The organism is Labilibacter marinus (assembly GCF_001659685.2).
Lineage (GTDB): Bacteria > Bacteroidota > Bacteroidia > Bacteroidales > Marinilabiliaceae > Saccharicrinis > Saccharicrinis marinus.
This window is the reverse complement of sequence record NZ_LXYE02000042.1, coordinates 11,794-35,645: the sequence shown is the minus strand read 5'-3', so window position 1 is coordinate 35,645 and position 23,852 is coordinate 11,794. Positions and strand designations below refer to the sequence as shown.

25 protein-coding genes and 2 tRNA genes are annotated in these 23,852 nt (G+C 34.1%); 17 read left to right on the top strand and 10 right to left on the bottom strand.

The genetic code is table 11. From position 1 onward, the window contains the following. Positions 1–3 precede the first annotated feature (3 nt). Positions 4–498 carry a 2-amino-4-hydroxy-6-hydroxymethyldihydropteridine diphosphokinase gene (folK, locus tag A8L32_RS17335; RefSeq protein ID WP_066632189.1) on the top strand — a complete coding sequence of 165 codons (495 nt, stop codon included), beginning with the start codon at positions 4–6 and terminating at the stop codon, positions 496–498. A gap of 46 nt (positions 499–544) precedes the next feature. On the opposite strand, the gene upp is transcribed toward folK, so the two are convergent. Both upp and A8L32_RS17325 read right to left on the bottom strand, forming a co-directional pair. Continuing rightward, positions 545–1,198 (bottom strand): uracil phosphoribosyltransferase, encoded by a 654-nt coding sequence (gene upp, locus A8L32_RS17330; RefSeq protein ID WP_066632188.1) that lies wholly within the window; start codon positions 1,196–1,198, stop codon positions 545–547. An 11-nt stretch (positions 1,199–1,209) separates the two neighbouring features. Beyond that, positions 1,210–2,316 (bottom strand): DegT/DnrJ/EryC1/StrS family aminotransferase, encoded by a 1,107-nt coding sequence (locus A8L32_RS17325; RefSeq protein ID WP_066632186.1) that lies wholly within the window; start codon positions 2,314–2,316, stop codon positions 1,210–1,212. Between the two features lie 68 nt (positions 2,317–2,384). On the opposite strand from A8L32_RS17325, the gene A8L32_RS17320 reads away from it, so the two are divergent. From A8L32_RS17320 to A8L32_RS17300, 5 genes are read left to right on the top strand one after another with little or no spacing between them, the layout of a single operon-like run. Further along, positions 2,385–2,795, top strand: a complete 411-nt coding sequence (locus A8L32_RS17320) for a sugar 3,4-ketoisomerase (RefSeq protein ID WP_066632184.1) — start codon at positions 2,385–2,387, stop codon at positions 2,793–2,795. Next, the gene (locus A8L32_RS17315; RefSeq protein WP_066632182.1) at positions 2,795–3,202 is read left to right on the top strand and encodes a sugar 3,4-ketoisomerase; all 408 of its coding nucleotides are present in this window, start codon (positions 2,795–2,797) and stop codon (positions 3,200–3,202) included. Before A8L32_RS17320 ends, A8L32_RS17315 begins: the two co-directional genes overlap by 1 nt. Beyond that, entirely contained in the window at positions 3,196–4,134 is a 939-nt protein-coding gene (locus A8L32_RS17310; protein ID WP_066632180.1) for a hypothetical protein, read from the top strand. The genes A8L32_RS17315 and A8L32_RS17310 overlap by 7 nt, the downstream gene beginning before the upstream one ends. 46 nt (positions 4,135–4,180) lie before the next feature. Next, positions 4,181–5,938, top strand: a complete 1,758-nt coding sequence (locus A8L32_RS17305) for a hypothetical protein (RefSeq protein ID WP_075591074.1) — start codon at positions 4,181–4,183, stop codon at positions 5,936–5,938. Next, the gene (locus A8L32_RS17300; RefSeq protein WP_066632177.1) at positions 5,928–7,322 is read left to right on the top strand and encodes a glycosyltransferase family 39 protein; all 1,395 of its coding nucleotides are present in this window, start codon (positions 5,928–5,930) and stop codon (positions 7,320–7,322) included. The genes A8L32_RS17305 and A8L32_RS17300 overlap by 11 nt, the downstream gene beginning before the upstream one ends. On the opposite strand, the gene A8L32_RS17295 is transcribed toward A8L32_RS17300, so the two are convergent. Beyond that, positions 7,319–8,515 carry an ATP-grasp domain-containing protein gene (locus A8L32_RS17295; RefSeq protein ID WP_066632176.1) on the bottom strand — a complete coding sequence of 399 codons (1,197 nt, stop codon included), beginning with the start codon at positions 8,513–8,515 and terminating at the stop codon, positions 7,319–7,321. The genes A8L32_RS17300 and A8L32_RS17295 overlap by 4 nt on opposite strands. Positions 8,516–8,643: 128 nt before the next feature. On the opposite strand from A8L32_RS17295, the gene A8L32_RS17290 reads away from it, so the two are divergent. From A8L32_RS17290 to A8L32_RS17280, 3 genes are all read left to right on the top strand, one after another. Further along, on the top strand, positions 8,644–9,741 hold the full coding sequence (locus tag A8L32_RS17290) for a glycosyltransferase family protein (protein WP_066632174.1): 1,098 nt from the start codon (positions 8,644–8,646) through the stop codon (positions 9,739–9,741). A 74-nt stretch (positions 9,742–9,815) separates the two neighbouring features. Beyond that, a complete protein-coding gene (locus A8L32_RS17285) occupies positions 9,816–11,015 on the top strand; it encodes an oligosaccharide flippase family protein (protein WP_262495126.1) in 1,200 nt (399 codons plus the stop codon). 1 nt (position 11,016) lies between these two features. Then, a complete protein-coding gene (locus A8L32_RS17280) occupies positions 11,017–11,928 on the top strand; it encodes a glycosyltransferase family 8 protein (protein ID WP_158027261.1) in 912 nt (303 codons plus the stop codon). Here the strand turns inward: A8L32_RS17280 and radC are convergent. The 4 genes from radC to A8L32_RS17260 form a co-directional block, all read right to left on the bottom strand. Next, entirely contained in the window at positions 11,923–12,618 is a 696-nt protein-coding gene (gene radC, locus A8L32_RS17275; protein ID WP_066632170.1) for a RadC family protein, read from the bottom strand. The two genes, A8L32_RS17280 and radC, sit on opposite strands and share 6 nt — an antisense overlap. 101 nt (positions 12,619–12,719) lie before the next feature. Further along, a tRNA-Glu gene (locus A8L32_RS17270) sits at positions 12,720–12,791 on the bottom strand. A 14-nt stretch (positions 12,792–12,805) separates the two neighbouring features. Then, complete coding sequence (gene rpsT / locus A8L32_RS17265) at positions 12,806–13,057, bottom strand: 30S ribosomal protein S20 (RefSeq protein WP_066632168.1); 252 nt, start codon at positions 13,055–13,057, stop codon at positions 12,806–12,808. Positions 13,058–13,092: 35 nt separating this feature from the next. Beyond that, positions 13,093–13,164, bottom strand: a tRNA-Glu gene (locus tag A8L32_RS17260). 353 nt (positions 13,165–13,517) lie between these two features. Between A8L32_RS17260 and metK the strand changes: the two genes are divergently transcribed. From metK to A8L32_RS17225, 7 genes are all read left to right on the top strand, one after another. Next, complete coding sequence (gene metK / locus A8L32_RS17255; protein ID WP_066632166.1) at positions 13,518–14,768, top strand: methionine adenosyltransferase; 1,251 nt, start codon at positions 13,518–13,520, stop codon at positions 14,766–14,768. 273 nt (positions 14,769–15,041) lie between these two features. After that, positions 15,042–15,245: a sulfur carrier protein ThiS gene (gene thiS / locus A8L32_RS17250; protein WP_066632165.1), complete on the top strand. Its 204-nt coding sequence runs from the start codon at positions 15,042–15,044 to the stop codon at positions 15,243–15,245. Positions 15,246–15,309: 64 nt separating this feature from the next. Next, a complete protein-coding gene (gene thiC, locus A8L32_RS17245) occupies positions 15,310–17,061 on the top strand; it encodes a phosphomethylpyrimidine synthase ThiC (RefSeq protein ID WP_066632163.1) in 1,752 nt (583 codons plus the stop codon). 6 nt (positions 17,062–17,067) lie between these two features. Then, entirely contained in the window at positions 17,068–17,793 is a 726-nt protein-coding gene (locus A8L32_RS17240) for a hydroxymethylpyrimidine/phosphomethylpyrimidine kinase (protein WP_066632159.1), read from the top strand. Between the two features lie 5 nt (positions 17,794–17,798). Then, positions 17,799–18,572 carry a thiazole synthase gene (gene thiG, locus A8L32_RS17235; protein ID WP_066632157.1) on the top strand — a complete coding sequence of 258 codons (774 nt, stop codon included), beginning with the start codon at positions 17,799–17,801 and terminating at the stop codon, positions 18,570–18,572. 3 nt (positions 18,573–18,575) lie between these two features. Further along, positions 18,576–19,685, top strand: coding sequence for a 2-iminoacetate synthase ThiH (gene thiH / locus A8L32_RS17230; protein ID WP_066632155.1), 1,110 nt, complete (start codon positions 18,576–18,578; stop codon positions 19,683–19,685). 12 nt (positions 19,686–19,697) lie between these two features. Then, positions 19,698–20,393: a HesA/MoeB/ThiF family protein gene (locus tag A8L32_RS17225; RefSeq protein WP_066632153.1), complete on the top strand. Its 696-nt coding sequence runs from the start codon at positions 19,698–19,700 to the stop codon at positions 20,391–20,393. Here the strand turns inward: A8L32_RS17225 and A8L32_RS17220 are convergent. Genes A8L32_RS17220 through A8L32_RS17210 form a run of 3 tightly spaced genes read right to left on the bottom strand, consistent with a single transcriptional unit; the run spans position 20,390 to position 22,265 of the window. Further along, the gene (locus A8L32_RS17220) at positions 20,390–21,019 is read right to left on the bottom strand and encodes a hypothetical protein (RefSeq protein WP_066632151.1); all 630 of its coding nucleotides are present in this window, start codon (positions 21,017–21,019) and stop codon (positions 20,390–20,392) included. The genes A8L32_RS17225 and A8L32_RS17220 overlap by 4 nt on opposite strands. A gap of 45 nt (positions 21,020–21,064) precedes the next feature. Continuing rightward, complete coding sequence (locus A8L32_RS17215) at positions 21,065–21,817, bottom strand: DUF6048 family protein (RefSeq protein ID WP_066632146.1); 753 nt, start codon at positions 21,815–21,817, stop codon at positions 21,065–21,067. After that, positions 21,792–22,265: a DUF6452 family protein gene (locus tag A8L32_RS17210; RefSeq protein ID WP_066632244.1), complete on the bottom strand. Its 474-nt coding sequence runs from the start codon at positions 22,263–22,265 to the stop codon at positions 21,792–21,794. The genes A8L32_RS17215 and A8L32_RS17210 overlap by 26 nt, the downstream gene beginning before the upstream one ends. Before the next feature lie 245 nt (positions 22,266–22,510). On the opposite strand from A8L32_RS17210, the gene A8L32_RS17205 reads away from it, so the two are divergent. Next, positions 22,511–23,842 carry a M16 family metallopeptidase gene (locus A8L32_RS17205; RefSeq protein ID WP_066632140.1) on the top strand — a complete coding sequence of 444 codons (1,332 nt, stop codon included), beginning with the start codon at positions 22,511–22,513 and terminating at the stop codon, positions 23,840–23,842. The last annotated feature ends 10 nt before the right edge of the window (positions 23,843–23,852 follow it).

Sequence of the window (23,852 nt, the reverse complement as noted above, 5' to 3'; positions counted from 1 at the left end):
AAGATGCATCGAGTAATATTATTAATAGGCGGAAACGAAGGAGATAGATTTTTAAATATAAGCAAAGCCAAAAACTTAATTGGAAAATCAATAGGTTGTATCCTTCAACAATCGGGTAACTACGAAAGTGAGCCTTGGGGTTTTGAGCACCAACAAAACTTTATTAATCAAGTCATTGAGGTGAATTCAACATTATCTCCCAACGAAATATTAAAAGAAGGACAAGAGATTGAAAAGGAGCTGGGTAGAAAACCTAAAACTAAAATAGGCTATGAAGGACGTACCATGGATATTGATATTTTGTTTTACAACGAGGAAATAGTAAATCAAGAAGACTTAATTATACCTCATCCTAAACTGCACGAAAGGAAATTTACTTTATTGCCTTTAATTGAAAGATGGGCCGATTTTAAGCATCCCATTTTTAAGAAAAGCTTAAAACAGTTAGGAAAAGAATGTGAAGATGAAGGTTGGGTAAGGTTAGTTGAAAGTTTATAATAATTGGGTGACATAACAAATTCCATTATTGTCACCCAATCAGCAATTAAAGTTTTGTTCCGAAGGCTAAATCACCTGCATCACCCAAACCTGGGATAATGTATTTTTTATCGTTCAGCTCTTTATCTACAGCACCAATCCATAAAGTAATTTTGTCGCTTGGCATGTTGTTTTTTACATACTCTACTCCCTCTTCACTAGCTATGATAGAAGCAATATGAATATGCTTTGGAGTTCCTTTTGTCAGGATAGCTTTGTAAGCCAATTCCATGGATGCTCCACTGGCTAACATCGGGTCGGTTAAAATAACTACTTTATCGTCAAGCGATGGAGAAGATATATATTCGATATGAATATCAAAATCGCCTTTTTCGTTGTATTTTCTATAGGCCGAAACAAAGCAATTTTCGGCACTATCGAAATAGTTTAATACACCTTGATGTAATGGTAAACCGGCTCTAAGTATGGTAGCTATAACCACATTTTCTTTGCTCACATATTCATGAGATACACCAAGTGGCGTTTGAATATCTATACTTTGATATTCCAATTCCTTACTTATTTCGTAGGCCAGAATCTCTCCCATTCTTTCTATATTCCTTCTAAACCTCAATGGGTCTACCTGAATTTCCTTGTCTCTTATTTCTGCAATAAACTGATTAAACAGCGAATTCTGTTTGTTGAAAATGTGGGTTTTCATTCTACTTATTTTTAGTATTCAAAATTATTTATGTTCTCGATGATATAATCCACCTCTACATTTGTTAAAAGCGGATACATAGGTAAACTTAAAACTTCTCGGTGTAATTGTTCGGTTATTGGTAAGCTCAAATGATTGTACTCGACATAGGCTTCCTGCTGATGGGGAGCAACAGGATAATGTATCATATTTCCAATTCCTTTTTCGTTTAAATAATCGATCAACTTTTGCCTTTTATCACACCTGATTACAAACAAATGCCACACATGACTTTCTTCGCTTATACACTGTGGCAAAATAATAGATTTATTTTTTATTTCGGTACGATACCTTTGCGCTATCTTTCTTCTTAACTCATTTTCTTTATCAAGATATTTAAGTTTTACATTTAAAATGGCTGCTTGAACTTCATCCAACCTGGAGTTAACTCCTTTATATGCATTGTGATATTTTTTCTCCGAACCGTAATTCCGAACAGCTTTAATCACCTTCGTCAAATCTTCATCATCAGTTATTACTGCACCTCCATCACCCAATGCCCCTAGGTTTTTCCCTGGATAAAAGCTAAAAGCTGCTGCATCGCCTAAACTTCCAGTCTGCTTGCCATTACAAAGCGCTCCTATGGCCTGCGCATTATCTTCAATCAATAACAAATCATTCCTCTTCGCAATATCAATCAACTTATCCATACCCGAAACTTGTCCGTATAAATGCACTGTCAATATAGCTTTGGTTCGCGAAGTAATATTTCTTTCAACTTCCGCAGGATTTAAATTAAAGGTATTTACATCAGGCTCAACAAAGATGGGTTTTAGTTTATTTTCAGAGATAGATAAAACTGTAGCTATGTAGGTATTCGCAGGAACTATAACTTCATCTCCTTCCTGGAGTTTACCCAATTCTAAGTATCCTCTTAAAATCAAGGAGAGTGCATCTAAACCATTTCCTACCCCAATAACATTTCTAATACCAACATAATTTCCTAAAGTCTCTTCAAATCGCTCAACTCCTTTTCCTAGAATATACCAACCAGAATCCACAAAAGACTCAAACGCCTTCATATACTCTTGCTTGTGCTGAAGGTTTTGCCTATGTAAATCCAAAAATGGTATTTTCATAAATAAGATTTTAAAAGGGATAAATGAAATAATGCATATATTTGAGCGTTTGCAAAGATAAAAAATCAATGTGTTATAACGAGGTCAGCAAGATAGAACTTCCAAAAATTAAAGATTTACGTGGTAATTTATCTTTTTTAGAGGAACACAAACACATCCCGTTTAAAATAAATAGGGTGTATTGGATATATGATGTTCCTGGCGGAGAAGAGCGAGGAGGCCATGCCTTCGTTAATACCAATGAGTTTATTATACCACTATCTGGAGGTTTTAAAGTTGAAGTAATTGAGGGTGAAAAGAATTCAAACTTTCAACTGGATACAACGAATCACGGCTTATTTATCCCTAAAATGACTTGGCGAAAAATAACTGGTTTTTTATCTAACAGCGTTTGCCTAGTCGTTACAGATACTAAACATAAAGATAGCGAATATGTACGTGACTATATGGAGTATATTAAATTGTTAAAAAAGGAGTAATGGCCAACATTGAAGATTGCAAAATAATAACATTACCTAAAATCCCTTCAGAAAAAGGATCGTTGAGCTTTGCAGAAGCTGAAGGCATTATTCCATTTGATATTAAACGGGTGTATTTTACTTATGACATTCCCGCTGGTGCAGAAAGAGGCGGACATGCGCATAAAAATCTTTCGCAACTTATAGTAGCAGCCAGTGGAAGCTTCAATATAATTATTAACGATGGAAAGAAAGAGAAGACAATCTTTTTAAATAATCCAAGAAATGGATTAATTATACATTCAGGTATCTGGAGAGAAATAAATGAATTCAGTTCTGGAAGCATTGTACTAGTAATAGCATCCGAACTTTATTCAGAAGATGATTACATAAGAGATTTTATAAAGTTTAAGAATAGTATATGTTAGAGGTTGTAAGGTATACTAAAGAAAAAAAACAAGAATGGGATGAGTTTGTAAGCCAATCTAAAAACGGACTCTTTTTATTCAAGCGTGATTTCATGGAGTATCATTCGGATAGGTTTGAAGATTACTCTTTAATGGTTTATAAACAAAGTAAACTTGTTGCCATTCTCCCTGCCAATATTGTAGATAATCAAATATTTAGTCATCAAGGATTAACTTTCGGAGGGATCATCATCAAATATAAAACTACTTCAAATGAGTATCTTAAAATTGGAAATTTCTTAAATAGTTACCTAGTATCAAAAGGCGTTAAAGCAGTAACAATAAAGTGTATTCCTGAAATATACAAAACACATTTTGGAGGAGAAGAAGAGTATTTTTTATTTAAGATGAATGCCAACAAAACATCGAGCTACCTTTCCTCTGTTCTTGATTTAACAAAACCATTCTTCAAATCAAAAGGTAGAAAGTCCTGCCTTTCAAAGGCAATAAAAAATAATGTAGAAGTCTCCTTTAGTGATGACTTAACATCGTTTTGGAACATATTGGAAGATAACCTTTCTATAAAATATGATTGTAAACCAGTTCACTCTTTATCTGAAATAAAAACTTTGAAAAATAGATTTCCTGATAACATAAAACTTATTTTAGCAAAGAAAGATGAAACAGTAATAGCAGGTATTCTTTTATTTTATTTCAATAACATTTTAAAAATACAATATGTCAGCTCTACCGACAATGGAAATCAAATTGGGGGAGTAGATGCTATTTATAACTCTATTATAAATTCAAAAAATATTATTGATAAAATTGACATGGGTCATTCCAATGAATCTGACGGACTCACCTTGAACCATAATCTATTGAAGCAAAAGAATAGTTTTGGAGCAAGGGGTGTAATCAATAATGTCTATAAATACTCTTTAGTAATGTAGAATTATCTCAATAAAATTAAACCAATCAACAGTACACTCTCCGATTATGAATATCAATTCTAGAGATACCATTTTAACTTTTTTAGGAATAATTTTATACTTTATTTCAATAATGTTTCAGGGTTTTGATGTTTGCGATGAAGGTTTTGCACTCTCATCATATCAACAAGTTTTTAACGCTCCATCTTCAATTGAGTACAATATGCTATTTTGGCTTACCTCGATAATTGGAGGAGCATGGTATACCATTTTACCAGCTGGTGGAATCCTCAGTTTCCGTATACTAGGAGCAATCACGATTATTGCTACCATGTTAATATCTAGAAACATCCTTAAACCGTATATTCCCAACAAACACATCATCATCGCTTTACTAATGATAATGGTGAGTAAAGGAATTGGCGTAGTTAATTTTAGCTATAACACATTATCTGGTTTTATGTCAGTCCTTGTTCTGTATTATTTTTTTAAAGGATTGATCAATCATAAAAAAGCTTTCATCTTTTTAGCTGGCTTTTGTACTGGCATAAGTGCTTTCGCAAGTCTTCCAACCATAACTATTTCGGCACTCATTCTCCTTATTCCATTTTATCATATTCAGTGCAAGCAAAGCAGTTGGAAAACAAATTTAAGGTTAATGGGATACTACTGCATAGGAATTCTAGTTGGAATAGTACTAACATTAACAATCATGCACCTTCTGGGACATTTAGAAATATTTAGAAAAGCCCTTTCTATGATTAGCCAGCACTCTATAGAATCTGACAGCAATCATAATATATTCATTCTAGTAAAGAAATACATTATTGACTATGTTGGTGTGATAAAAACCGGTTCAATACTTTGCGTTGGCACTTTTATATTACTAATAGTTCAAGAACAACTATCTAGTAAAATATTAACAAAAATATGCAATGTCTTTATTGGTATATTTTACATTTTTATTCTCATACAGAATCCAATTTTCACCACTTATTTTATATGTATAGCGAGTTGCACAATTGTGGCCTTTAACAAAAATAGAAGCTCTCAAATTAGGCTTATTGCTTTTGGCGCATTGGTTACCTCTATTTTTCTTCCTATCGGTACCGACCCTGGAATACATAGCATCGGTCATACTTCAATATGGATTGCATTACCTTTTTTCTTTTTTCTTTTGTGGGATATTAAAAACATAAAATTATCATACAATAACGTTTATACTAATCAATTTATCTCTATCTGTAGGAATCGATTAAAAAGTATCTCTATTATATTTATCTTTGCTTTTTTTGTTGTAAAATTATATTTCATTGCCAATGGTGCCTATTTTGATCCCGGAAGCAGGTTAAACAAAACAGCAAAAATAAACTCTCCTCTTGCACAACACGTACACACCACACCAGAAAGAGCCTATGTTTGCAATATAATTATAAGTAAATTAAAGGAAATAGTAAAACCTGGAGAATATTTAATGGTATATGATAAAATGCCTATGTTACATTACTTAACAAATACTAAACCATATGTATATAACCCTTGGATCTGGGCGTATGACAGCTTTAATTTTGAACAACAGCTTTGTCGAGCAGAAAGCGAAATTGACATCTTACCTATAGTATTAGTTCATAAGTTCGAAACAATATTCTCATTTTCTGAACCTATTTACAACTACCTTGATGAAGATAGATCAGAAACTTATTTAAACCGGGTAAAAAGTCACATAGCTTTAAAAACATTCTTAAACAGGAATAATTATAGTATTTTATGGGAGGATATTTATTACACAATATATAGCTCTGAAAAAAAACAAAATGAAGATTAAACAAATTTATAATCTTAGAATATATCTTAAACATCCGCTCTCTATTACCTTATTAATTGGTTTGTTTTTACGCGCCATATTAGCAATTGCTTACCAGATTCCTGTGTTTGAGCCTGACTCTCATGCATACAGAGAGTTGGCTTCTTACATTATTAAAGGTAAACTTCTTCAATATGACGGATGGCGCACCCCAGGATACCCACTATTACTATTTACCTCTTTAGGGAGGTATTATCTGATTGTAGTATTTATTCAAACAATAATGCAAACTACATCTACATTTCTTCTATATGATTTATTAAAACGGCGACTGCCTAGTAGATATGCATTTATCTCTACTCTTTTCTTTTACACCCTTGTGAAGGTTATGATGTATGAATATAACATATTAACAGAATCTGCAACCTTATTTACATTAACTCTATCAATATGGATAATTATTAGATACGAACTTATTTTACTGAAAAGTGGTTTAAAGTTTTATCTTATCACCTCTTTGATACTAACATTCTGCTTTTTAATACGCCCAATGTTTATTTACATCCCTCCTATACTAGCTTTATTCATGGCCTTTAACATTAAAAAAAAGAAGCTTGGTATTCATATAAAAAAAGTACTAGTCATTTTAATCTTCCCATTTATCGCTTATTTTAGCTGGTGCTCGCTCAACCTCATAAATAATAATTGGTTTACTGTTACTACGTACTCTGGAATAAATCTTGCGCAAACAACAGTAAAGTTTTTTCACCTACCTAAGGGTGAGCACGATGATATTAGCTCTATTTACCAAAAACATATCGACGACTCCTTTGAAATTTATAAAAATCAACAAGAGAATAGTAATTCTTTCCTTACAGTTAAAAAAAATATGGATTTTGAATCAATAGAAGCCCTTTCTATATGGCGAGCTTACGATGAGCTGATAGAGCAAACCCAACTAACTGGCCCTGAATTATCACACCTTTTACATAAAATAAGCAAAAAATTAATCATCCACAACCCTAAGGAATACCTACAACAAGTAGCCCAATCTTGGTATCTCTTCTGGACACATAGGGATATCCCTATCAAAAATGAAAACATAAGGATTCCAGAAATCATTAACATTTATACATTACTATTAGGCATACAAAAAATACTGCTAGTTATTCTTAGTATTATATTAATTCCAGCTATTATCATTGCAATTCACACCAGTATAAAGAGTAAGGTATTTATTAATACTAATAATTTCCTTTGGGTAATAATAATCATAGGCTCAGTACTGCAAGCCTTAGTTACATTCGGAGGTAACCCTAGATTTCTTTACCCATTCATTCCAATAATCTTGATAATATGTGCAAATACATTCTTGAATCTAAAAAATAGACTTAATCGTAACTAATCAATAATAACGTTAAAATAATTTTTTATATTTCTAATAATCTCTATAGAAACATCTTTACTTACAGCCTCAATAATGTATACTGAAATAATATTCCCTGTTCCATCACCTACGGTAACCTCATCGCCTTTATTCTTAATTGAGTAATCTTGAAGAATCCTAAACTGTTTCTTGTCATCTATATTAACGGAACGGAATTTACCACTAACAGTTGATCTTAAAATCAATTGAAAAATACAATCATTTATATTGTAACTTGAAATAGTAATTGGCGTCTTTATTGCCAGTTGAAATGCACATTTTGACACATTCACTCCACAAGCAAACTCAATAGCTTTAGGTATAAAATTCCCTCCGAATCTAGGGCCTAATTCAATAAAAACAATCTCTCCGTTTTTGTTAATTCTTGCCTCGACATTAATTCCCCCATTTTTATATCCAATAGTTTCAACAAACCTCTTTAGTTCATCAATTAATTTTTCTTTTAAAACTATAGGGATTGTCGTTGGAAAAGTCGTTGCTATTGGAGAAAACCTCAATGCCCCTTCTCCAAAATACTGGTCTCCCAGACACTGAAATAACAACCTTCCATTCTGTACAATTGCATCTCCATGAACTTGTTTGAAATCAGTTTCAATATATTCCTCAATAATTACCTCTTTCTTAAAAGAATAGCTTAAAGCAAAATCAATTTTCTCCCTTAACCCTTCAATTTCATTTATAATCTGAACACCTTTGCTCCCCGCCCTGTCAGTTGGCTTTATAATCAAAGGTAAATTCAAATCATCAAGATTTAATTGATCATACTTTTCAATCACTTGAAATTTTGGAGAAAGAAAATTATTGGCACATAGAAATTCTCTAAACAACTTTTTACTAGCCATAATCTCAACTGCCTCAAAAGGATTGTAATGCATATTTAATTCACGCGCAATTTTATTTGCAGCTACCGCTCCTATATCCGTACTAAATGCACAAACAGCATTAATTCTATTTTTCTTAGCAGTAGATATTAGTTTATTAACATCTAGTAAACTAATATTTTTACTAACATTCCCATAAAAGTGTCCAATGTTTTCGGGATTATTATCGCATGTTATTACAATATACCCCTTCTGCTTAGCAAGATTAATTAAATCAACATGATCATCTAAAGCTGGGATTATTAGAATTTTTTTCTGTTTCTTTAACACTGTTCTTCTTTAAATTCTTAATTTTCTTGTAAAAATAGTTTTATTCAATTATTTACATACATCTTTTCCAATACTATATAATTTTGCGCATCGTTTGGCATGAAACATTTAATATTTATTCAAATTACATGAAAGTACTATTACTTGGCGAATACAGCAGCTTACATTACAATTTAGCAATAGGACTAAAAAAACTGGGAATGGATGTAACCCTTGCTTCAACTGGAGATGGATGGAAAAACGTACCTAGAGATATAGATTTAAAACAACCCAAAAAACTTAAGCATTTACTATTTGCTTTGAAAATTATAAAAACTCTGCCTAAACTAATTGGTTATGATATTGTACAACTCATTGCACCTAATTACTTAGTTACTTCTCCTTTATTCTGTAGGATTCATTTTAATATTTTAAAAAGGTTTAATCCTAATATATTTATGTGTGCAACAGGGATGGACTATTTCTATGTAAATAAAGCACTAAAACAAGAACTTAAATATTCAATTTTCTACATATCTGATGCAGCCAGTAATATGCACGTTAAATCTTTAAAGTCGTTCGCTACAGCCCCATCCATTAAGAAACTAAATATTATAACAAGTAACCATTGCAAGGGTATAATTGCCACATCAACTGGATACCACAAAGCGTACATAGACCACTATCCAGACAAAACAATTTACATTCCACTACCTATTGATACGAATAAGTATAAATTTACTAGTAGCATTAATCCTGAAACTAAAAAAATTAAGTTTTTATTAGGCCTTATGAAAGACCGCGTAAAACTGAAAGGGACGGATAGGATTAAAAAGGTATTAGAACTTCTTAAAGAAAAGTATCCGAACGAAGTTGAGTTAACCATTGTAGACTCTGTGCCATTTGAAGAGTATGTACATTTAGTCAACAATTCTCATATTCTATGCGATCAACTTTATGCTTACGGCATAGGCATGAACGGATTAATAGCTCAATCAAAAGGTTTAATAGTTGGAGGCGGGGCCGATGAAGAAATGTATAATTCTTTAGGCGAAGACAATAACAAACCTATTCTAGATCTAAATACCAGTAACGAGGAGATGCTGAAAACTTTTGAAAAGATTATCGAAAACAAAAGGAAATTAGTTCAGCAAGCTCATAAAAGTCGAGAGTTCGTAGTTAAACATCACGATTGTGAAAAAGTCGCACAACAATATTTAACTTTCTGGAAAAGTAAGATATCTTGAAAAAACCAATAGACATACTTCGTTATCTTTCGAGAAAAAAAATAATAAAAATCTCCTTTACTAACTCACAACAAGTGTTGTTAAGGTTTATTTTAGGGATGTTAAATATTAAAATTATTTCTACATGGCTTGGCGCATCAGGCATGGTATTATTAGGTCAGTTTAATAGTTTTACACAAATCATTTCCAATTTTTCTGGAGTAGGCATACATCAAGGCATCACTAAGCTTTGTTCTCAATATAAAAACAGCAATAAAAAAAGGTACCTAATTATTGGGAATAGCCTTTTTCTTGTTACTGTTTTAAGCCTAATCACCTCCCTAATTGTATATATATTCGCTGCAAAAATATCATTGTATTTATTGCATTCTCTACAGTACTATATTTATATTAAACTAAGTGGATTTCTTACTTTTTCATTATCATTTAATAATGCTATTTTAAGTATTTTTAATGGCCTTGAAAACTACAAAACATATATCAGAGCTAATATATGGTTTGCTATTATAACCTTCTTAACATCAATCCCTTTTATTTACTATTTTAATATTGATGGTGCAATTACTGCACTTTATTTAACTTCTGTAATTAATTCATTCCTTGCTATATATTATTCAAGAAAGTTGATTATTCCGACATTAAAAGCCTTCTCCATCTCAAAATACATCAACAAACGCCTATTAGGTTTTGGATTAATGCTACTCTTTGCTACTAGTATTTCCCAACTTAGTTCTATATTAATTAGAAATGTAATTATAGAAGCATACTCCATGGAATTAGCTGGATGGTGGGAAGGGGTATCAAGAATTTCAAAGAACATATTCTCCTTAGGTGTTGCTGCTCTATCACTATACTACCTACCTCAAATATCAAAAAATAAAAAGCGTATAGAGCTCAATAAACTTATTTGGGACTCAATAAAAATAACGATGCCTATTATTCTTATTGCAATCTTTATTATATTTTTAAGTAGAGAATTAATCGTTTATTTTCTATTCTCTTCCAGTTTCGAAGGAATGGAGAACCTTTTTTTGTACCAGAATATAGGTGATGCCATTAGGCTATTTAATTGGTTCTTTGCCATTACTTTTATCATTAAGGAGAAAATTAAAATATACATTATCTCAGAAATATGCATGGCTATTATTTATTATACACTAATACATTCTATTATACCCTTTGTTACAATAGAAAAAAGCACTTTGCCATATTTGATTAACAATGTTATATATTTGTTCTTGTCACAATTTTTATATCGGAAATACATATTATAACATGCACATTCCTATTGTTTTTAGTTTCAATGATAAATATACAATTCCTGCAGGGGTATGCATTACTTCGCTTTTAAGTACTGCTTTTAAAAATAATTTCTATGAAATTCATATTTTATATGGACAGAACAGACTTAACCAAGCGAACCAAAAGAAAATAAAACAATTAGAAAAAGAATATAGTAATTGTGCTATTTCTTTTGTAAGCGTAAATAATAAGTTTAATAATGCATATGAAATTAGAGATGTAAGTCTAGATACATATTTTAGATTATTAATCCCAAGCATATTTGCAGCGCATTCAAGGGTAATTTATTGCGATGTGGATATCATATTCAAAAAAGATATATCTGGTCTCTTAAAAACTAACTTAACTAATAAATGTATTGCTGGTGTAAAAGAATATCCGAATTCTATCTTACACCCCAAGGTAAAAAGACATATATCTAAGCTTGATCTAGAGGCAAGCAAATACATTAATGCAGGAGTACTAATATTTAATAATGATATTATTAATTCCCATAAGAATTATGAAACATTGATAAACAGCCATATGAAAAGGAAATTTAAATATCAAGATCAAGATATTTTAAACATCATATTTAAAAATGAAATTAAATTCCTCCCTGATAGTTACAATTATAACTATAACTCCATCGAACAAGGAATAAACATTATAGACCCTCACATTATACATTACACTTTACAAAAACCATGGAACCAACCAAAACTATTTAGCCAGTATTGGTGGGATAATTACGCAAATTCTATTTTCTATGATGAGAAATTTTACTTTTCGCATATAAAAGAAAATTATAGCTATTTTGATATAGTAATTAATTTAGGAAGGAGATTAAATAAAATAGGGCTTTTTCATTTATATCGATTCTTACAACGATTCTCAAAATCATAACTCCCCCTCATCCGAAAAACTATAAAATCCACCATCTGTCACGATAATATGATCTAGTACAGGTAAATCAAGAATTTTACCTGCCTCTTTAAGTTTGAGTGTTATGTTTTTGTCTTGCTGACTAGGTTGCTTATTTCCAGAAGGATGATTGTGGCAAAGTATAATAGAAGAAGCCAGTTGGTCAATACCTGCTTTCATAATTAATTTAGTATCCATCACGGTTCCCGCTATACCTCCTTGGCTAATTTTCTGGGTACTGATCACCTTATTAGCTCTATTTAAAAGTAGAATCCAAAATTCTTCGTGCGGTAAATCGGCCAAAACTGGGTGCATTAAATCAAATACATCTCTACTGCCAGTAATCTTAGGTTTCTCTTTGACCTCACTCAATTTCCTACGACGCCCCAACTCCATGGCTGCTACAATACAAATGGCTTTAGCTTCGCCTATCCCTCTATAATCTCGTTTAAGTTTTTCGATGGTTGTCTTCCCAAGCTCGTTTAGATTATTACCTACATCATTTAAAATACGCTTAGAAACATCTACGGCAGATTCTTCCCTATTTCCTGAACCAATTAATATGGCAATTAATTCAGCATTTGATAAACTGGAAATTCCTTTGGAGAGTAATTTTTCTCGGGGCCTGTCTTCAACAGCCCACTCTTTAATACTCAGTTTTTGGTAAGTCATGGCATTTTCGTTTATAACATAAGATATAAATTTCTTTATTATAAACCAATCTTAACCATAACAAAAAAACCTCCACGTTAAGACGTGAAGGTTCTCTTGAGTACTCCGTAGGGGAATCGAACCCCTGTTACCAGGATGAAAACCTGGCGTCCTAACCCCTAGACGAACGGAGCAGACAAAGCTTTAATTAAAGCTTGTTGATATGCTTGGCTAACTTAGATTTTAAGTTAGAAGCTTTATTCTTATGAATAATGTTTCTTTTGGCCAACTTATCAAGCATTGCAGCTACTTTTGGATACATTTCTGTAGCAGCTTCTTTTTCACTTGTATCACGCAATTTTCTTACCGCGTTACGAGCAGTTTTTGCAAAATACTTGTTGTGAACTCTTTTTTTCTCTGCTTGGCGAATTCTTTTTAACGCCGATTTATGATTTGCCATCTTGTATAACCCTAAATTTCTAATCTTTTTAAAAGTACTCCGTAGGGGAATCGAACCCCTGTTACCAGGATGAAAACCTGGCGTCCTAACCCCTAGACGAACGGAGCATTAAAACATTCAACGTTTCTTTGTTTTTAAATGCGGATGCAAAGATATAGCAAATTATAAACACTCCAAATATTTTCTGAAAAAAAATGAAATATTTTTCACCACGTATTGAACCTTAGCATTTTAATATGTCGCAAATATCTAATTCATAGGGCTTTTTTAACGATTCCTATAAAATAGATGACAATAATCTTGTGTTATAAAGGTAATCTTTTTTACTTTTGCATCATCAAGTTTAAGGATAGTGGATGGATTTGACTGATTGCAACCACTCTAAAAAAGTGCTAAAACGCATTATATCTTTTCTTTTTTAGCTATCCACATATTTATTAATATATAATTATTAAATGTAATGGCTTATTTATTTACATCGGAGTCCGTTTCAGAGGGACACCCAGATAAGGTAGCAGACCAAATTTCGGATGCATTGTTAGATGAATTCTTACGACAGGATTCCGAATCGAAAGTAGCTGCAGAAACATTAGTTACTACTGGCTTGGTTGTTTTAAGTGGAGAAGTAAAAACAACTGGTTATGTTCCCGCTCAAAACATTGCTCGTAAGGTAATCGAACGCATTGGTTATACTAAATCGGAATATATGTTTGATTCGGGTTCATGTGGAGTAATTTCTGCCATCCATGAGCAAAGCGAAGATATTAACCGTGGTGTTGAAAGAGAAGACGAAGAGAACCAAGGTGCAGGTGACCAAGGTATGATGTTTGGTTATGCTTGTAAAGAAACAGAGGGATATATGCCTTTCCCACTTCAACTTTCTCATCAATTATTAATTGAGCTTGCAGCCATTCGCCGAGAAGGTAAAGAGATGACTTACCTTCGTCCTGATTCAAAGTCGCAAGTAACGATGGAATATGGTGATGATAACAAACCTGTTAGAGTTCATACTATAGTAATATCTACGCAGCACGATGATTTCGATGAAGAAGTTGCCATGTTGGCCAAAATCAAACAGGATGTGAAGGATATATTGGTTCCTCGTGTTAAAGCAAAATTAAGCACTAACGAACAATCCTTAATCGATGATAACTTTATATTACATGTAAACCCAACGGGTAAATTTGTAATTGGTGGTCCTCATGGAGATACAGGCTTAACTGGTCGTAAGATTATTGTGGATACATACGGTGGTAAAGGTGCTCACGGTGGTGGTGCATTTTCTGGTAAAGATAGCTCAAAGGTTGATCGTTCTGCTGCTTATGCTGCTCGCCACATTGCTAAAAACATGGTAGCTGCTGGAGTAGCAGAGGAAGCATTAGTTCAAGTAGCTTACGCAATTGGCGTTGCAAAACCTGTAGGTTTATTCATTAATACTTACGGAACTTCGAATGTTGATTTAAGCGATGGGGAAGTTGCAGAAAAGATAAATGACATATTTGATATGCGACCTGCAGCAATTGTAAAAAGGTTTGGACTTAAAAACCCAATCTTTGAACCAACAGCAGCTTATGGTCACGTGGGAAGAAAACCATATACACAAAAAGTAACCGTAAAAGAAAACGGCGTTGATGTAGAGAAAGAAGTAGAGTTCTTTACCTGGGAGAAATTAGATTACGTTTCTAAAATAAAAGAAGCTTTCAACTTATAAGCTGAATTAATTTATATTATCATAACTAAGGCTATTCGATTAATTTCGGATAGCCTTTTTTTTGTTGCTTATTCTTTTAAGTAATCTTGATGCTTTTTTAAATCAAACCATTACCTTTGTGTTCATCTAAAAAGGGGTGCCTAACATTTCAGGCTGAGATTATACCCATTGAACCTGCGCAGGTAATGCTGCGAAGGGATTCGTGAATTACCTCAGTATACTTTTTGGCACCATATGTTTAATCGTATCTAAACAGATACACAATATTAATGTATGGTTATTTTTATTAATGATGAAAAGAAGATAGTGGAACAAGATATTGTTGTTGCTACACTTCTTGAAGAATTAAAACTCACCAACAGTCCGGGTATGGCTTTAGCGGTCAACAACCAAATTGTGCTTCAACAAAACAGAGCAACCACAATACTTAAGGAGAATGATAAAGTGTTAATTATTTCCGCTGCAAAAGGCGGTTAAACATTCATTCTTAATAGATAAGCAGAATCATTCAAACAAAAATCGCAAAACAAAATAAACATCGATGAAATCATCCAACTTTTCAAATATAACCAGAGGAGCTTTTCCTAAATCAAAAAAGATATACGTAGACGGAACACTGCATAACATTAAAGTTCCAATGCGTGAGATTAATCTTAATGGAGATAATACCCCCATCACTATTTACGATACTTCAGGCCCATACACCGATCCTAATTACGAGATGGATTTAACAAAGGGTTTGCCAGCCATACGAGAAGAGTGGGTAATGGAAAGAGGCGATGTGGATCAACTTTCGGAAAAAACTTCGGAGTATGGAAAAGCTCGCTTAAATGACGAAAGCCTAAATGAGGTTCGTTTCGAACATCATAGGATCAAGCCTCTAAAAGGCAAAGAAGGAAAACCGGTTACTCAATATTATTATGCCAAGCAAGGCATCGTAACGCCTGAAATGGAATACGTGGCTATTCGCGAAAACCAGAAGTCAAAAGAATACTATAAAGCAGAAGGCTATTCGCAAGAAGAAATTGATGCCATCGAATTTATTACACCCGAATTTGTGCGTGATGAGATTGCTGCTGGCAGAGCCATTTTACCAGGAAACATCAATCACCCAGAATCAGAACCAATGATTATTGGTCGTAACTTCTTGGTAAAGATTAATGCTAATATTGGAAACTCTCCTACGACTTCAAGTATTGAGGAAGAAGTTGAAAAAGCAGTTTGGTCTTTCCGATGGGGAGCAGATACTATCATGGACTTATCAACAGGTGCTAATATTCACGAAACCAGAGAATGGATTATTAGAAATTCTCCAGTACCTGTAGGAACAGTTCCACTATATCAGGCTCTTGAAAAAGTAGGTGGCGATGCCGAAAAGTTAAGTTGGGAAATTTATAAGGATACCTTAATTGAGCAATGCGAGCAAGGTGTCGATTATTTTACCATTCATGCTGGCATCTTAAAAAAACTAGTAGAAACTACTGCAACTAGGACTACTGGTATTGTATCTCGTGGAGGATCTATCATGGCCAAATGGTGTTATTCACATAATCAAGAAAACTTCACTTATACCTATTTTGAAGAAATTTGTAAGATTCTAGCGCAATACGATGTAGCAGTTTCTTTAGGAGACGCCATGAGACCAGGAAGTATTAAGGATGCCAACGACAAAGCACAGTTCGGAGAATTAGAGACTTTGGGCGAGTTAACCAAAATTGCCTGGAAACATCATGTACAAGTAATTATTGAAGGCCCTGGTCACGTACCTATGCATATGGTTAAAAAGAATATGGACATGCAGTTGAAGCATTGTCACGGAGCTCCTTTTTACACCTTAGGACCTTTAGTTACTGATATTGCCCCTGGTTACGACCACATTACATCGGCCATTGGAGGAAGCATGATTGCTTGGCACGGAACAGCGATGCTATGTTATGTAACCCCGAAAGAACACCTTGGTCTTCCTAATAAAGAAGATGTAAGAACAGGCGTGGTTACCTACAAGCTTGCAGCTCACGCAGCGGATTTAGCCAAAGGTTTTCCAGGTTCTGATATCAGAGACAATGCCATGAGTAAAGCTCGTTTTGAATTTAGATGGCACGACCAGTTTGCTTTGGCTTTAGATCCTGAAAAAGCCATTAAAGACCATGACGAAACCTTGCCAGACGAAGAGCAAAAACAGTCGCATTACTGTTCTATGTGTGGTGAGCATTTTTGCTCTATGCGCGCTAATTACGAGGTTAGAGAAAAAATGGAAGCAGCAACAGCAGCAGCAGCTTGCAGCAAAGATTAAATAACAATGAAGCAAGCTCCTTTTGTATTAACTATTGCAGGGCATGATCCAAGTGCAGGTGCAGGAATAACAGCAGATTTAAAGACCTTTGAACAGCATAGCGTTTATGGTTTTTCTGTTGTTACTGCTATTACGGTGCAAAACGATCATCAGTTTTTGGCTAATCATCCTGTAGGTATAGATGTGATTCTTCATCAGATAAAAATATTAATGGAGAGTTACCCTATTGATGTGGCCAAAATTGGACTGGTTAATAGTTTTGATGAACTAAAGGAGATTATAGCTTTATTAAAAAATAGGAACCCAGATATAAAGATTATCTGGGACCCAATTATAAAAAGTAGTTCTGGTTTTAACTTTCATCAGGATATGTCTATCGAGGAAGAAATTCTCAATAAACTATTTCTGATTACGCCCAATTATAATGAGTATGAGATGCTCAAAAATAAAGGTATTGATTTATTTAAATACTCTTGCTTATTAAAAGGTGGGCACAACAAAGAAAAACCCGGAACAGACATTTTAATTACAAATGGTGAACAAACCGAAATAGAAGGCAAATCCTTTCATGGTCAATCAAAACATGGTACAGGATGCGTATTGTCTTCAGCTATTTCGGCCAATCTTGCTCATAACTTAGGTATTCTGCAAGCCTGCATTCAAGGCAAAAAATATGTAGAGCGATTTATTCTGAGTAACGAAGGCAATCTTGGGTTTCATCAACAACAATAACAATCATGGATAAATTAACAATAGCGGATAAAACATTTAATTCCAGATTATTCTTAGGCACTGGAAAATTTAGTTCTAACCAATTGATGCAAGATTCTATTGTAGCTTCTGGTTCGGAATTAGTGACCGTTGCCTTAAAAAGAGTAGACATGAAAAGTGGTGCTGACGATATGCTGAAGCACCTCAATATTCCTGGTGTAAATTTATTACCTAACACAAGCGGTGTTAGAAATGCTAAAGAGGCTGTTTTTGCAGCTCAGTTGGCTGCCGAAGCTTTAGGTACTAAATGGCTAAAACTTGAAATTCATCCCGACCCAAAATACTTATTACCTGATGGGGAAGAAACGCTTAAAGCGTGTTACGAACTGGCCAAAGAAGGTTTTATCATCCTCCCATATATCCATGCCGACCCTGTTCTTTGCAAAAAGCTAGAAGATGCAGGTGCTTCTGCAGTAATGCCACTAGGTTCACCTATTGGTACCAACCAAGGTTTAAAAACAAAAGAATTTTTAAAAATAATCATCGAACAATCTAATTTACCTGTGATAGTGGATGCTGGAATTGGTGTTCCATCTCACGCTGCTGAGGCCATGGAATTAGGCGCCGATGCTGTTTTGGTAAATACGGCTATCGCGGTAGCGCATGACCCTGTGCAAATGGGAGAAGCATTTAAAATGAGTGTACAAGCTGGCAGAATAGGCCATTTATCGGGACCTGGAGCCGTGCGCCAACAAGCAGAAGCCAGCAGCCCATTAACCAGTTTTTTAAGCGAACTATAAGCCATGTCTTTTAAAAATATTCATCAACAATATAATTGGGAAGAAACTACTCAATCTATCGAAAGCAAAACTGCCCAAGATGTAGAATTTGCTTTAACTAAGGATAGAATTGACTTGGAGGATTTTAAAGCATTAATTTCTCCTGCTGGCGAAAATTATTTGGAACAGATGGCTCAACTCAGTCATCGCTTAACGCAAAAGCGTTTTGGTAAAACCATTCAGTTATACATTCCGCTATACTTATCCAATGAGTGTGCCAACGGATGTATTTATTGCGGTTTTAATTGTCAAAACAAAATCTCTCGACACACGCTAAACAAAGATGAGATTCTGAAGGAGGCGGAGATAATTAAATCGATGGGATTTGAGCATTTGCTGTTGGTAACTGGCGAACACCTAAGAAATTGCGGCGTGGATTATATCGAAGAAGCTATTCAGTTGCTTCGCCCCCACTTTGCTTCGCTATCTGTAGAGATTGCCCCGATGGATTTACCAGATTATAACCGCTTACAAAAACATGGTTTAAATACGGTATACGTTTATCAGGAAACTTACCACAAGGAAAGGTATTCTATTTATCACCCACGTGGTAAAAAAGCTGATTTTGATTATAGGTTAGAAACACCTGATAGGCTCGGAAAAGCAAATATTCACCGGATAGGCCTAGGTTGTTTATTAGGCTTGGAGAACTGGAGAACAGATAGTTTTTTCACGGCTCTTCACCTTCAGTATCTCGAAAAGACTTATTGGCGAACTAAGTATAGCATTTCTTTTCCTCGCTTGCGCCCGCATGCAGGTAGCTTTGAGCCTAACTATCCTGTTAACGACAAGCAACTAGTTCAACTCATTAGTGCTTATCGAATTTTTAATGGAGAATTAGAAATATCATTAAGCACACGCGAAAATCCAATTTTCAGAAACAATATGATTGGACTTGGTGTTACGAATATGAGCGCAGGCAGCAAAACCGAACCTGGAGGATATGCCAATCCTAACAAAGAGCTCAAGCAATTTGAGGTCTCGGATGAACGCAGTCCTGCCGAAGTTTCTGGCGTTATTCAATCCGCAGGATACGAAACAGTATGGAAAGATTGGGATCAATGCCTCATGTAATTAAATTTAAGTATGTCGATAGATTTAGAAAGATATAACCGTCAAGTCATGCTACCTGGCATGGGCGAAGAGGGTCAAGAGAAATTAAGTAAAGTAAGCGTATTGGTTGTTGGTGCTGGAGGCCTTGGCTGTCCTGTTATTCAATACCTCACTGGGGCAGGAATTGGTACTATTGGTATTATTGATGCCGATGATATTAGCCTGACTAATCTTCAACGTCAGATATTATATACCGAAGAAGAAATTGGCATGAATAAAGCTGAGGTAGCTGCTAAGAAAATGGCTGGACTTAACTCCACCGTTGATTTTAAAGTATATACTCACTTTTTAACGGAAGAAAATGCAGAAAAGTTAATCGGTGCTTACGACATTATTGTTGGAGCAACCGATAATCTTGAGTCAAGGTATTTAATCAATAAATACACGAGTAAACTTCAAAAACCATTTGTACATGGGGCAGTATCAGATTTTGAAGGACGTTTTTCCGTTTTTAATTACCAAGGTTCTCCTTCCTATTCGGATGTATTTCCAACACCCCCTGAAAGCAAAGGAGGTATTTTGGGTGTAATTGGTGCTTTACCAGGTACTATAGGCAGCCATATGGCCTTAGAGGTGATAAAAATAGCAGCTCAGGTAGGCAAAGTTTCCAATGATGGATTATATATTTTTGATGGATTAAATAGCTCTTTGATGAAACTTAAGTACTAATATACCATTTTGTCTTTTTTAAGTTTATTAGATAATCTTCGAGCCATATGATTATTTAACGTATCGTACCCTGCATAAATCCCCTCTGCAACAATATTAGCAGTCCATAAGTAATTGCCTCCCTTTTGTGCATCAAACAAGTAAGAGTAGAAATTAAAATTAGGCTCGTTTCTTTCCCTAGTATAAGAGGTGCCACTTTCGTAATTGTCCGTTACATATTTAGTTTCTGTCCAATAATCCTTAAGGTTAACTAGTAAAATAGACTGGCAACCTGAATTCTTTATTCTATCTTGAAACTCCTCGTAGGAATATAGCTCATCCATTTTAAACATAGCCCCAGAGGTAATGACATTTGGAAACCCATTATCCGAGACCAAATTCCTTTTAATTGTTTTCTCCAATTGATCTCGATACTTAGATTCTTCGAATGAATTAAATTCTCCTTGTATATATTTAATATAGTTGGCTTTATCAAACTGCTTAACATTCTCATCGCTTTCAATACACAAGACTAATACAGAAGAATATGGTTTATCAAGAGTTTCCTTCTTTAAAGTCTGTACTGATGTTGATGCGCATGATGTCAGCAACAAAATACTTATTACAAAGTATAAATTTTTAATCATAATATTAAAAGTTAGTTTAATTAAGCACTTCAATTATGATGCCAACTACCTACCAAAATTCTTTTTATTTCCCCATGGAATCTGATATGCCAGCACATAAGAAAAACCTAGGTTAATTGCGTTTGAACCATAACCATATCCTGGAATAGTATATGGTCCTAACAGTTCATCATTTGTAGTAGCAATTTTACTTTTTACGCGTATAAACCAGCTCATGTAAAAATTATTAAGCACCTCGCTACGTAATCCAAAAACAGCCTCTACCCAATGGGAACTTAAATTATAAGGTGATACTGAAAAGTTATAATCGTTCCAATATCCATCACTTATTGTAATGGAGCTGGCGCTATGTTCTTGAAATGCGTAGGCATATCTTAACCCAATTAAAATATTATCATTATTACCTGGTTCATCCACTATAAATATATCATAATCAATACCCGCTTTGATATAAGCTCCAGTAGATTCATAAGTATATGATTTATCATCAAAGGAAACTTTTTCTGAACCAATTGATCCCGCCAAGAAGGTTCTTTTGCCGAAGTTTGTACGTACATTAGCTTCTAAAGCAAAACGATCGCTATTAAAAACGGGAACCAAAAACCTAGAAATATCTATACCGAATTCCGTTCCTCTTTTTTTATTCGGGTATGGAATCTTTTCTTTTTTCTGACGAGGAGTACCTTCTCCATCCAACTTCTCTTGATCTTCACGCTCTTTGCTCGATTGGGTATAATCCTGAGCAGAAAGTGCCAGCGAAAGTATGAATAAGCTAGTTATAAAGATATATCTTAACATTTTCTAAATTTTCGTTGTAAATAACTTTGTCATAATCCACAATCACTGTGTCAATAAAGGATCTATCAGTATAATAAACACTATCTATATAAAAGGAAAAAATATAGCCACATTCTCCCGAAACAAAATTCAATTCCTTCTGATGAATAAACGAGATAGTATCCCTCAGTTTATTAATTTCAAGAACAAATTGTGTAGTGTCTGTTTCCATATTTAAAGGCATAAATATTTTACTCACACTAGCCGAATCGTAAAGTAATCCAGGTCCACCAACCCCATACAAGTCTATCCCTATAACTGAGGTATCCTTATCACTAGTAGCTGACGCCGAGTAAAACCCACCTTGAACCGCTTGTTGATTGGACAAACAAAAATCAGAGCCCTGATTGCTACATGCATAAACACCGAGCACAGACAGCAGAATTAAAGTCCAACTAAATATCTTCATGAATTTATCTTTAAATACAAAATGCAATATTAGTAAAAATAGCAGCAATGAGCCTACAATAATCTCTCCAAACAATTGGAAAAATAATATATGTACGAAATCAAACATGCACATGTACGAAATCGAACATAAATAAAACACCCTAAAATCAATAACTTTTTGATATACACAATAGTTATACATACTGGCATACTCATTGATGAGGATAGCTCTAACTTTTAATCTTTAATTTAAAATAAAAGTAAATGCAAAAATTTAAACTAACACTAGTCATAGCCTGTCTTTTTACAGGACTAGGCATGCATGCTCAATCTAACAAGATTGAATTTGAGGAGTTTGACCTAGATAACGGCTTGCGCGTTATTTTACATCAAGATAACACAACTCCAATTGTTAACATCTCTGTAATGTACCATGTAGGTTCTAAAAACGAGACTCCTGAACTAACTGGTTTTGCTCACTTTTTTGAGCACTTAATGTTTGAAGGAACCAAAAACATTGGGCGTCATGAATACTCTAACTACGTAGAAAATGCAGGAGGTACCCTAAACGCGAATACTTCAAATGATAGAACGTATTACTACGAAATACTTCCTTCCAACCAACTTGAATTAGGTTTATGGTTAGAATCGGAAAGAATGTTACATGCCGTTGTTGATTCTATAGGCATAGCTACCCAGAAGCGCGTAGTTATTGAAGAGAAAAAACAAAGATACGATAATACTCCTTATGGAGACATTTTAAAAGTAACCTTCGAGGGAGCATATAAGAAGCATCCATACCAATGGCCTGTAATAGGAGATCCGGAGCATATTATGAATGCAAAAGATCAGGACTTTGTTGATTTTTACGACACTTATTATGTGCCTAACAACGCTTGTTTAGTAGTTGCTGGAGATATTGATAAAGCTGAGGCTAAGGAGTTAGTAAATAAGTATTTTGCTGAAATACCTAAAGGAACTAAACCAATGTTACGCCCTACAGAATTCGAAGATCCTCAAACTGCAGAGGTAAGAGACACCGTATACCGAGCTGTTCAGATTCCTGTAATTTTACATGCTTATCATATTCCAGCTTTAGGCACTGATGATTATTATGCCATGGATATGCTTAACCAAGTATTATCAAAAGGTCAAAGCTCTAGATTACATAAATCTTTAGTAGACAAGCAAGAAAAAGCTATGATGGTTGGATCTTTCTCTATGGGATTAGAAGATCCAGGTATGACTTTAGCATATGTGTTCCCAAACACTGGGGTTGACAATGCGGCTATTGAAGAAGCTATGGTTGCAGAAATTGAAAAAATGCACAACGAATTAATTTCGGAAAAAGAGTTTGCAAAAATTAAAAACCAAATAGAAAACACTTCTATTAATGGTAACCGCAAACTTGCTACAATTGCTGAAAATTTAGCAACTAGTTATACTTACTTCGAAAATACAAATTTGGTAAATGAGGAGTTGGATAAATACTTGGCTGTAACTCGCGAAGATATTCAGCGTGTCGCTAAAAAATATTTAAACGAAAAAAATAGAGTAGCTATTATTTATCTTCCAAAAACAGCGGAAGCAAACTAATCTAATCTTA

Excerpts from the sequence above, each read along its gene's own strand:
- A8L32_RS17305 (WP_075591074.1), top strand. The coding sequence starts at position 4,181 with ATGAATATCAATTCTAGAGATACCATTTTAACTTTTTTAGGAATAATT.
- A8L32_RS17220 (WP_066632151.1), bottom strand. The coding sequence starts at position 21,019 with ATGATTAAAAATTTATACTTTGTAATAAGTATTTTGTTGCTGACATCA.
- A8L32_RS17310 (WP_066632180.1), top strand. The coding sequence starts at position 3,196 with ATGTTAGAGGTTGTAAGGTATACTAAAGAAAAAAAACAAGAATGGGAT.
- thiG (WP_066632157.1), top strand. The coding sequence starts at position 17,799 with ATGGATAAATTAACAATAGCGGATAAAACATTTAATTCCAGATTATTC.
- A8L32_RS17320 (WP_066632184.1), top strand. The coding sequence starts at position 2,385 with ATGTGTTATAACGAGGTCAGCAAGATAGAACTTCCAAAAATTAAAGAT.
- A8L32_RS17215 (WP_066632146.1), bottom strand. The coding sequence starts at position 21,817 with ATGTTAAGATATATCTTTATAACTAGCTTATTCATACTTTCGCTGGCA.
- thiS (WP_066632165.1), top strand. The coding sequence starts at position 15,042 with ATGGTTATTTTTATTAATGATGAAAAGAAGATAGTGGAACAAGATATT.
- rpsT (WP_066632168.1), bottom strand. The coding sequence starts at position 13,057 with ATGGCAAATCATAAATCGGCGTTAAAAAGAATTCGCCAAGCAGAGAAA.
- A8L32_RS17290 (WP_066632174.1), top strand. The coding sequence starts at position 8,644 with ATGAAAGTACTATTACTTGGCGAATACAGCAGCTTACATTACAATTTA.
- metK (WP_066632166.1), top strand. The coding sequence starts at position 13,518 with ATGGCTTATTTATTTACATCGGAGTCCGTTTCAGAGGGACACCCAGAT.
- A8L32_RS17240 (WP_066632159.1), top strand. The coding sequence starts at position 17,068 with ATGAAGCAAGCTCCTTTTGTATTAACTATTGCAGGGCATGATCCAAGT.
- A8L32_RS17280 (WP_158027261.1), top strand. The coding sequence starts at position 11,017 with ATGCACATTCCTATTGTTTTTAGTTTCAATGATAAATATACAATTCCT.
- A8L32_RS17300 (WP_066632177.1), top strand. The coding sequence starts at position 5,928 with ATGAAGATTAAACAAATTTATAATCTTAGAATATATCTTAAACATCCG.
- A8L32_RS17315 (WP_066632182.1), top strand. The coding sequence starts at position 2,795 with ATGGCCAACATTGAAGATTGCAAAATAATAACATTACCTAAAATCCCT.
- upp (WP_066632188.1), bottom strand. The coding sequence starts at position 1,198 with ATGAAAACCCACATTTTCAACAAACAGAATTCGCTGTTTAATCAGTTT.
- folK (WP_066632189.1), top strand. The coding sequence starts at position 4 with ATGCATCGAGTAATATTATTAATAGGCGGAAACGAAGGAGATAGATTT.
- A8L32_RS17205 (WP_066632140.1), top strand. The coding sequence starts at position 22,511 with ATGCAAAAATTTAAACTAACACTAGTCATAGCCTGTCTTTTTACAGGA.
- radC (WP_066632170.1), bottom strand. The coding sequence starts at position 12,618 with ATGACTTACCAAAAACTGAGTATTAAAGAGTGGGCTGTTGAAGACAGG.
- thiH (WP_066632155.1), top strand. The coding sequence starts at position 18,576 with ATGTCTTTTAAAAATATTCATCAACAATATAATTGGGAAGAAACTACT.
- thiC (WP_066632163.1), top strand. The coding sequence starts at position 15,310 with ATGAAATCATCCAACTTTTCAAATATAACCAGAGGAGCTTTTCCTAAA.
- A8L32_RS17210 (WP_066632244.1), bottom strand. The coding sequence starts at position 22,265 with ATGAAGATATTTAGTTGGACTTTAATTCTGCTGTCTGTGCTCGGTGTT.
- A8L32_RS17325 (WP_066632186.1), bottom strand. The coding sequence starts at position 2,316 with ATGAAAATACCATTTTTGGATTTACATAGGCAAAACCTTCAGCACAAG.
- A8L32_RS17225 (WP_066632153.1), top strand. The coding sequence starts at position 19,698 with ATGTCGATAGATTTAGAAAGATATAACCGTCAAGTCATGCTACCTGGC.